Below are 998 nucleotides of genomic sequence, written 5' to 3' on the forward strand. Positions count from 1 at the left end.
CATGCGGGTGTGCGTTTTCTTCAGTAACGCTACCGTGTGTTGCCCAGCGTGTGTGTGCAATACCTGTATGACCGCTAACGCCAGCTTTCTCAAGTGCAGCTTCTACGTTTACTACTTTACCTACTGCTTTAACAGTATTAAGTGTGTTACCATCAAGCAATGCTACGCCTGCTGAATCATAACCACGGTATTCAAGACGTTTAAGGCCTTCAACTAAAATTTTGTTTACTGGACGTTCTGCAACTGCCCCAACTATTCCACACATAGTGTCTCCATTAATTTTAAATGCTTGCTACTAAGTAGCTATTCCATAATCTCTGCGCAAATTAGTTTTACACCACACGCCTCAATTGCTTTGCGTTTATCGTCTGCTAAGCCATTGTCGGTTATTAATGTGGTTACTATTTTCCACGGTAATTCTAAATTTGGTATTTTTCGGCCAATCTTATCTGATTCAACCATTACAATTACTTCACGAGCGGCTTTTGCCATTACTTGGCTCAAACCAACTAGCTCATTAAAGGTAGTAGTACCACGCTTTACATCTATGCCGTCAGCGCCAATAAATAGCTGATCAAAGTCGTAAGAACATAATACATTTTCAGCAACTTGCCCCTGAAATGACTCAGAATGTGGATCCCACGTTCCGCCGGTCATTAAAAGTGTCGGCTCGTTCTCGAGTGCTAATAAACGACTCGCTACTTTAATAGCGTTGGTCATAACAACTAGCCCACGCTTATCAGCAAGCTCAGGGATCATAGCTGCTGTGGTACGCCCGCTATCAATAATAATGCGGTTATGATCTTTTATAAGTTTTGCTGCAGCTTTTGCTATTGCGACTTTGCGCTTTGAATCTATTTCATCGCTAACAATTTCTTTAGGCAGAGCAATAGCACCGCCGTAACGGCGCAGCAATAAGCCACTTTTTTCAAGCGCGGTTAAATCTTTTCGAATGGTTACTTCAGATGTTTGAAACTGCTGTGCTAACTTTTCAACGG

Annotated in this window: 1 protein-coding gene and 1 pseudogene; both read right to left on the reverse strand. The window is 42.2% G+C overall.

Annotated features, from left to right (window positions below):
• A pseudogene (locus tag GQR53_RS20480) lies at nt 1-265 on the reverse strand (glutamine--fructose-6-phosphate aminotransferase); the annotation flags it as partial.
• A gap of 38 nt (nt 266-303) precedes the next feature.
• Nucleotides 304-998 (reverse strand): DeoR family transcriptional regulator (locus GQR53_RS20485; RefSeq protein ID WP_165745056.1); only part of this gene is annotated, 695 nt, incomplete at its 5' end.

Origin of the sequence: Pseudoalteromonas sp. Z9A6 (assembly GCF_011378805.1) — a bacterium.
GTDB classification, from domain to species: Bacteria; Pseudomonadota; Gammaproteobacteria; order Enterobacterales; family Alteromonadaceae; genus Pseudoalteromonas; species Pseudoalteromonas distincta.